Source organism: Orientia chuto str. Dubai (assembly GCF_000964595.1).
Lineage (GTDB): Bacteria > Pseudomonadota > Alphaproteobacteria > Rickettsiales > Rickettsiaceae > Orientia > Orientia mediorientalis.
In genome coordinates this window covers 1-8,248 of record NZ_LANP01000033.1, presented here as the reverse complement: position 1 = coordinate 8,248, position 8,248 = coordinate 1, and the positions used below count along the sequence as shown (strand labels likewise).

Genomic DNA, 8,248 nt, shown 5'->3' with positions numbered 1-8,248 from the left:
TTATCTCCAAACTGTTGCTTCAAGATGTTCAAGTCTGCTAAACATATTTTTTCATTAGGAATATTTACATTAGCTATCGTTTTACCAAAATCTTTTGATTCAACATTTAAGAGGGAAACAAGTTTATTATCTGTTTTAAATATAAAAGCTTCAGTAACACCATCTTCTTTAGCTGCTGATAGTAATTTTGAATGACTAAGCTCTTCTTTTATTAAAGGTATTAAAGGTTTTTCTACTGACAGTAATTTTTGTGTACTAGGAACTATCTTATTTCCTGATACAGTGCTTTTTACTATGTTATTAGCTTCGTTTAGAGCTGCTTTTGTTCCTATTGCTACTCCAGCAACTACTTCTACTGCTATAGTTGCTAAAGCAGCATTTAACAGAGCCTTTTGACCTTCCAGTAAGTCTTTAGTTAATCTTTGATATACTGTTTTTGATTCCTCATAAATAGCAATGATAGGGTTTTTAAATGTTGATTTAACCACTTCTGGAAGTTGTTCCCATATTGCTTTTGCTGATAAGACTACTGCATCTTGAGCTAAGCTTACAGCTGTTCCAATAGCTGCTCTTGTTTTTGGAAAATATTGAGCTATTATTTGATTTAATGTCTCAGTTGAGTATATAAAATATTGTCCTGATACCTCAAAGAAAATTGCCCCAATATTCGGACTCAACAGTAATTCTAATGGTATTTGGTTTATTCTATCTCCAAAACTGCTTACGTAGTTTTGAGCTATTATATCTATTCCAGCTTTTTTATCACAATATCTTTTTACAACATATTCCTGTCCTATGTTGTATAATCCTATTAAGGTCCACTTTTCTTCTTTGTTGACAGTGATTTCATGCCCTTTCCAAGTTGCTAACTGTTGTTTATTATTAGCAAAGTTATCATTTGCAGAAGGATCTGCTACTAAAATCTTTGCTATAAGTTTGTTAAACAAATCTTCCTGATTTTTCGCCCATGTCGCTAGTAATTTACTATCTGGTGTAGCAAAGTTATCATTTGCAGAAGCCTCTGCTGCTAAAATCTGAGCTGCAACTCTGTTAATAAAATCTTTGTGATTTTTCTCAAATAAAGCAATGTTATCATTTATATTTATTGTATCTTTGATAATAAGTTGCGCAACAGCAGCTGTTCTAATTCTTTCTTCTTTCTTCTTATTCAGTTCTTGTTTTATTTTTGATAAGCTATCAAATACATAATTTGACAGTTTTTGCGATGTTGCATGTGTTACATGCCCAAATACCTCTGTTCTTACTTTATATAATATGTTGTTGGTTATATATTCATTACAATTTTCTATTAATGCTGATTTTACACCACTATAATCTGCATTAATTGCTTGTTCAAGCTCCTCTAGCGCTCTTATTATATAGTTTTGTTTATAGAACTCGAGATTGAAACCGCTGCATTTCCCATAATTCAGTACCATAGCTCTTTGTATATTAAAACTTGCTTGGCTTAAATTACCACTCCATAAAGCTCCTGAATTTTGTAAGATATTTACGACATGTCTTGCTACTACTGATAGTCCTGGTATCATTAGTTCTAGCATTTGGCCTAGCTTAATTTCATAAACAGATATTAAGTTTGTATTTTGTGTACTATGTAGCGATTTTATTTTATGACTTAATGTCTTTGAAATATCATTGATTATTTTATCTATTTCGAACCATACATGTACTGAATCTGCGAATTTAGTTGCAACCCCTATAATAGTAATAATATGATGTTGAGATTGAGAAAGCGCTGTATTTATTCCTGCATTTATCATCTCCCTAAGTATATTACTATTATCTTGAATTAAACTTGATATACATTCTAATATTCTTTTATAATTATTCGTGTTATAGTTTAGTCTATCCAGTATTAATAACTCCTTGAACAGTACTGAGGTAGTTGCATCATCTAAACATACCTTAAGGGCATTCACTACTTTTTCTTGAAAATCATTTTTAAATGTGCCTTCGATAACCTTTTCTGCTCCTTGATCTATTAAATAATTTATTCCTGTATTAACCAGTGCTTTTGTTGTTATTTTTCCAACTTCAATACATGTTTCTTTTAATAGTTCTCTTGCTGTACCAATAGCTTCTTTAGTAACTGCTGAGTTTAGCATCTTAGCAGCAACAGTTCCTGCTATTCTTCTTAGTGCTATTTGTACTCCTGTAATAGTCATAAATACTGCTACAGTAGTGGCTTTTTCACTAATATACTCTTCCATGTTGAACTTTAATTTACCTGATGCTATCTGTATTGATTTATATAAATCTTTTGCTCCTTCTACAATTAGCTGAGCACCAAGTTCAATATTACAAAAATATACAGCACATGCAATTCCTATGCCTATTTGCACCATTCCAGCAACAAAGGTAAAAACTGTACCAAACCATCTATTTTCTTTCTCTTGTACATCTTCAACATCAAAAAACCAACCTATGCCTGCATCTATTAACTCTCCAATCTCTAGTTTTAAATTTTTATCTTTTAAATTTTCATTTTTGCTAAATACTTCCTCTAGTTGAGTTAAGCTTTTTATATCTACATTTTTTTTACAATCAAGTATCTTACCTTTTGTCTGCTCTATATGATCTCTCATTACTCTAAGCATTTCTATCTTGTTGATTATTTGTTGTAATAACTCAGTTTGCTGATCACCTAGCATCATTAGGTACATAAATTCTAGGTTGGGAATTAATACTTGATCTATTTGTTCTTGAGCCAGTGATAAGCAGTTTATTGCTTCCTTTTTATAATCACTTTGGTCAAAATTGCGCATTTTGGCTAATTGTGCTTGAGCCAATGCTAGTTGATTCTGCACTGCTTCTTTTGTGAAGCAATATCTTAGTTGAGCTGTGTGTTCTTGTGCTAATGATAAGCACTTTGCAGCTTCTGCTTTATAACTACATTCATGATTTTTAATTACTAAGTATGCTTTGTTATAATAGGCTGATAATGAATATTGTGGCTCCATATTACATGCCTCATCAAGCAACATTAATGACTTATCATAGTCATTTGCAATATGTGCACTTATTATTGCTTCCCTAACTAAATAGTTAGGGTTTCTCATAGTATTTTTCTTTATATCTCGCTCAAAAAACTCTCCAAAAAAATTAAGCGCTACCTCTTTCTTAGCTTTATTACAATTTTTAGCTTCTTTTGCTTTTAGTTTTATAATACTATCTAATAGTATCATCACATCTTGCCTTTGAAAAATGTTTTCTGGCACATATGTACTTTCCTCTTCTAATTCTTGATTTAAATATTCTTTAATATCTTCAGTAGCTGCAAATGCCTTAATTAAAGGTTTATATTCATCTGCATACATTTCATTAGAAGCTTCTAGTCCTATGAAAATGGTGCCTTTTGCTTCTTTCACTCTATAAACTTCTGGCTTCTCTTTATCACTTCTCATCAAGACTATGTTTGTAGTGTTAATAAGCGATAAAATCCTTAATGCAACCTGATCTGTAAATTCTTGAGCAAGTTTATCAAAATCATCCCTTTTTTCATTGTCTAAAAAATAACCTATCGTCAACAATTGCAGATGTTCATCAGTAATAGTTTTACCCAATTGTATATTAACAGCTTTGTACAGACTGTTTAATCCTGATACATATTCCTTAGGCACTATAAATCCAAACTTAGATGTTATATTCTGTAGGCCTTTTTGTGCTATAGAATTTTTATATACTAAATTCCATAGTTTAGTTAACTCTATTCCCCATCTATCTTCTAATTGTTGAATTTGCCATTGTTTACTTTGATATTGATCGACTGGTATTTCATCACGTGCCTTGCTCTCAATCTTTAAATACTCCTCAAATAATAAATCTTGTAATTTTATTCTCTCCACCTCATATAATTTTGTCTCTTGCATTTTGATATACTCTTTATAGTCCCTTAATGCTTTAATTTCATGTATGCTATTATATGAATATGATTTTACATCTAATTTTTGATACACATGCGGTTCAGATAGTATTAGTTGTGCTGTACCTTTTGCCCCTTGTCTTGCAGTTCTCCCAAATGCTTGTTCTTCTACTCTTAAATTTTCTGGTAAAAAGGTAACTATTACATGCAAACCTCCATTCTTTTCAACCTCTTTACTTGTCTTAATATCTGTTCCACGTCCTGCTAAATTTGTTGCTACTATTACATCTCCTGAATTTACTTCATTTTTTATTGCCAAATACTCATCATTATCACTTCGAGAATATAATCTTACTTTGTTTGAATCATAATCAGTAACTGAAATAAAACGGTCACGCATCTCTATTGCATCTTTTATTGTTTCACAAATAACTAATACTGCTCTTCCTTTTTCAACTTCATCGAATATGCTACTTGTTATTCTACTACACCATGTAGTTTCATAGTTTTGTATGTCTCCGCAAATTTCTTCAAATTGTTTTGGTCTATAAGTTGGCATAAATCCGATATTTACTCCATATACAGAACGTATTAGTTCTTGAGCTGAGTCAGATCCAATCGTGCCTGTCATGCCATATATTTTTTGTCCATAATGTTTGAAATATCCTAAATTAGATATAAAACTTGCTACTATACTTTCTGATGTTAATTTTAAACCATGTTTTATCTGCAGAAACTGATGTAAATAATTATCCCAATACAAATTGGATCTTATTACCCCTGTATTTGTATAATCAACTGGAATAATGCCTAAGTTACCATTCTCTTTCTTAGCAATTATATAATTTTCATTCTCTTTGAGAGACTGAGCTTGAAGTGCTGAATATGCTATAACTTCTGCTTTATATGAAATATAACTTTTTAAGAAATCAGGTATTTGTAGTTTATCTCCTGTAACCATTTCCTTAACAAGGTCCTTTAAAACTCCAATAATGAAAGCGTAGCCATCACTTATATAATGTTTACTGCTATCTTTTCCTAAAATTAGTTCTCCATCTTCATATTTAAATTCTCCATTTATATATATTATTTCATCGCCTTGCTTTACTATTTTCTTATTTAACTGAGATAATTCATTTGCTACTCCGCATAATACAGGTGCTACATGCTCTATTCCAGGCATAGATCGAGCTAATCTTGCTACTTGGCCAAGCTCGTCAATTAGCATGCTATCTACTTCATCTACAATTACTACTTCACATTTGCGATTTCCTCGTGTGCCATGTTTCTTATGTTCATGCCTTAACCAGTCAAACTGAAACTCTTGTATCGGTCCATATACTATATCCTTTGAGTAGCATACCTTTTCTTTTGCACCAAAATTTAATGGCTCCTCAACATTAGAACCACAACTTAGATCTAGTATTCTAAAAAATCCCTCTTGCTCATTTGCATCTCTTTGTGCTAAAACTTCAGAAGTAGTAACGATATCAACTTTATTTCCCTGTAATGCTTTGATAGCTGCTAGCATTGCACAAGTTGTGGACTTTCCTTCTCCAGTACTTATTTGTAATAATGTTCCTTCATTATGTAATGATTCAAATATTAAAATTGATAAAATTTGTGTGATTCTTGGTATATTATTACAATGATGTATGTTTGCTTTCTTTACTACTGCAATAGCTTCTTCTAATAAGTCTTGAGTTAGTAACTTAGATTCTCTTACATCTTTTGCCCAGTTGGTAATATTATTTTTACTCCAAGAGTTAATATTTTTGCCTTGAGGACATATTACTGAATCGTTATTATAAGCTTCTTCTACTCTTTGAAACTTATTTTTTAAAGTAGTTGCTAAATCATGAATTTTTCCAGAATTACGATTGAGGATTTCCTCTATTACCTCATTTAAACTTAAATCCTGAGAATTAATACTCTCTTGCAAGCTTGATTCATTACTTGAGTAATCTAATGATAGCATGCCATCATCAGTATCCATATTCTACCTCTAGCGTACTATTAGATTATATACTGAATATCTTGCCATTCTCTTTATTACTAAATAACTAGTAATACCCTTAATAATTATTTGATTGTTATTAATTAACTGTAACACTTTTTTGAAAATATTATCAACTATTAAATTAATTATCTAATGTCTCCTTGATTTATAAATGCCGTAAAAATCTAAGATACCAGCTCAAGCTCATATTGAAGATGTAGTATGCTGTGCTTTAAGGAGTTCCTTGACACATAGCCATTCCATTCATTACGATCCATTCATTACGATAGCAGTTTAAGCCATGCATTCTAATGTGGTGCTTAGTATTTTCATCTGGTTCAGAGAAAAATTTTAAAATCACGGTGGCTTTGTTTTTTTGCTCCTTATCAAAAATATTCTTACCAATTTTAGTCCAATGATCTTGAACAGTTGGATGTTGTGTTAAAGTATCCTTTAAATAAACAAAAGCCCCAAATAGACTGTTAGTAGGTAAATGATCTAGCTTTAACAGCTAAACCACCAAAATTTCTATAAGACGACGAGTACGCATTCTACGCTCTTTTAGATTAAGCTCTTCCATTATAATTTTAGCTTTTTTTTGCTGAAGACTAAGTTTCTGCTGCATAATAAAATTCATAAAAAATTAGACAGCACAGAAATATATCAAAATACAGTAAAGAAAATCATACCGAACTTACCAAAATTCATTGATATATTTATTATGTACGAACGTTAGCCCACTAGCTTTTCTCTCTTCTCTATTTAATATACGCTGCTTTTTGTCTTCCATATATTGTTTACGTTTCTCTTCATTTGGATTTATTCCTTTTGCTATTAATGTCTTTAATCTTCTTGCCTCTTGCCTTGCATAACCTATCGATAAATCTGGAGATGCCCCTATCTTTATTCTTCTTGTAACTCCTCTAAGACTTTTTGCTAAATAAAATACTTCCTCCATATGACACTAATATTATAAGTCCTTAATTTAAGATTTAGAGTTTATAAATTCTAAATTTTAGTTGTTAAATTGAAAATTAAATTTCTAATTTAAAGTTTGCGATGTAATATTACTTGTGATTTTTTTAAACCTGTTAGCAATATTGACAAACAATTCTTATACAGTTATAGTTAAGGTTGAATATTAACTAAAATTAATTAACACATACGCTAATAGCAGATTTTACGAAGTTTGCAAGTTAAGAAAAATTAACTTTTCTGTACTTCTTTTTGCAGTCTATAGTTTTTAATAAAAAAAGTGTTAAGTGATACTCCACTTTTTCTATCTCAATCTTCTTTGGAAAAAAGACTGAAGACACATTTGAACCTTTTACAAACTGTACATGATTCTGAAAAAACTTATTTAGCACTTCAGTATCACTAGATACAACTTTCATATCTGCTATCTGCCTTTCCACCTCATCTGGAGGAATAATCCCTTCATTACAGCCCCATTCCTTTAAATAAGTCTCATGAAGCTATTTGACGATACCACATTTTACGATTAGGCTCTATCAATCAATAACCATTTTTCTTCTTGTAATTGCAGTCATTATTGCAATTATATTGGATACTGCAGTAATACAGTAATTACCAGCAAGACCTTATTATATCTTACTAACTCTTGTACAGCATTTTGCTTAAAGAGATGATTCACTATTTACCAACTTTTTTATTTAGCAATCCTAAATAACTTATTGGTTTTGGTAATAGACCTTTGGCTACTAAAAAACTCTTTAACAAAAATATTCTGAAACCTTTTTAAATTTCTTAAAGCTATAACATAATATAGCACCTGTAACTATAGACAATAAGCCTAGTTTAATATGACTGCTATTTAATAATACTATTCCCGGAATTCCCCCAGCTAGTACTACACTCCACCATCTCTTAACTCTACTAAGCATTGCCTAACCCTTCTGTGCTGAAGTCCTAATGACTCTTCATAAAAGTAATAATTCTCCTGTAATTCCTCTATATCTTTATTGTAATAGATCTGTAGCCTATATACTATCAATGATAAGAGTTGTTTAGAGGTTTTACTTAAGGTTTTTCCATTATCTCCGGTTAACTTTCTCCATTCTGAGGGAATAAAATTTCCAATAAAACGATAAAAAATTGTGTCATTATTCCCACCATAACCATCATAGTTTTTGTCAATTCCGTAACTATTTATTGCACATGTTCTAACTATAGATTTCATAAATCATCTCCTAGATTTCAGCTATAGCAGAAATTTTTTAAAAAATTATTTTAAATTTTTTTAAAATTTTTTATTTTTTTTACGAACATATGATGAGTATACCAACTTTATATACCTTTTTTGTACCTCAAACCCTTATTGCAGCGTTAAGTGTTAAGTGATAATC

At 30.7% G+C, this 8,248-nt stretch carries 3 protein-coding genes and 2 pseudogenes; all 5 read right to left on the bottom strand.

Translation table 11 applies throughout. The annotated features are described in order from the left end of the window. The coding region (locus OCHUTO_RS04425; RefSeq protein ID WP_045797588.1) for a helicase-related protein at positions 1-5,879 on the bottom strand (5,879 nt) is incomplete at its 3' end. A 188-nt stretch (positions 5,880-6,067) separates the two neighbouring features. Then, positions 6,068-6,519 (bottom strand): annotated as a pseudogene (locus OCHUTO_RS04420) (conjugal transfer protein TraD). Positions 6,520-6,576: 57 nt separating this feature from the next. After that, a complete protein-coding gene (locus tag OCHUTO_RS04415) occupies positions 6,577-6,840 on the bottom strand; it encodes an integrase arm-type DNA-binding domain-containing protein (RefSeq protein WP_045797587.1) in 264 nt (87 codons plus the stop codon). A 695-nt stretch (positions 6,841-7,535) separates the two neighbouring features. Continuing rightward, a pseudogene (locus OCHUTO_RS05540) lies at positions 7,536-7,786 on the bottom strand (hypothetical protein). Next, on the bottom strand, positions 7,753-8,082 hold the full coding sequence (locus tag OCHUTO_RS04405; RefSeq protein ID WP_045797586.1) for a hypothetical protein: 330 nt from the start codon (positions 8,080-8,082) through the stop codon (positions 7,753-7,755). The pseudogene OCHUTO_RS05540 and the gene OCHUTO_RS04405 overlap by 34 nt, the downstream one beginning before the upstream one ends. Positions 8,083-8,248 lie beyond the last annotated feature (166 nt).

Excerpts from the sequence above, each read along its gene's own strand:
- OCHUTO_RS04415 (WP_045797587.1), bottom strand. The coding sequence starts at position 6,840 with ATGGAGGAAGTATTTTATTTAGCAAAAAGTCTTAGAGGAGTTACAAGA.
- OCHUTO_RS04405 (WP_045797586.1), bottom strand. The coding sequence starts at position 8,082 with ATGAAATCTATAGTTAGAACATGTGCAATAAATAGTTACGGAATTGAC.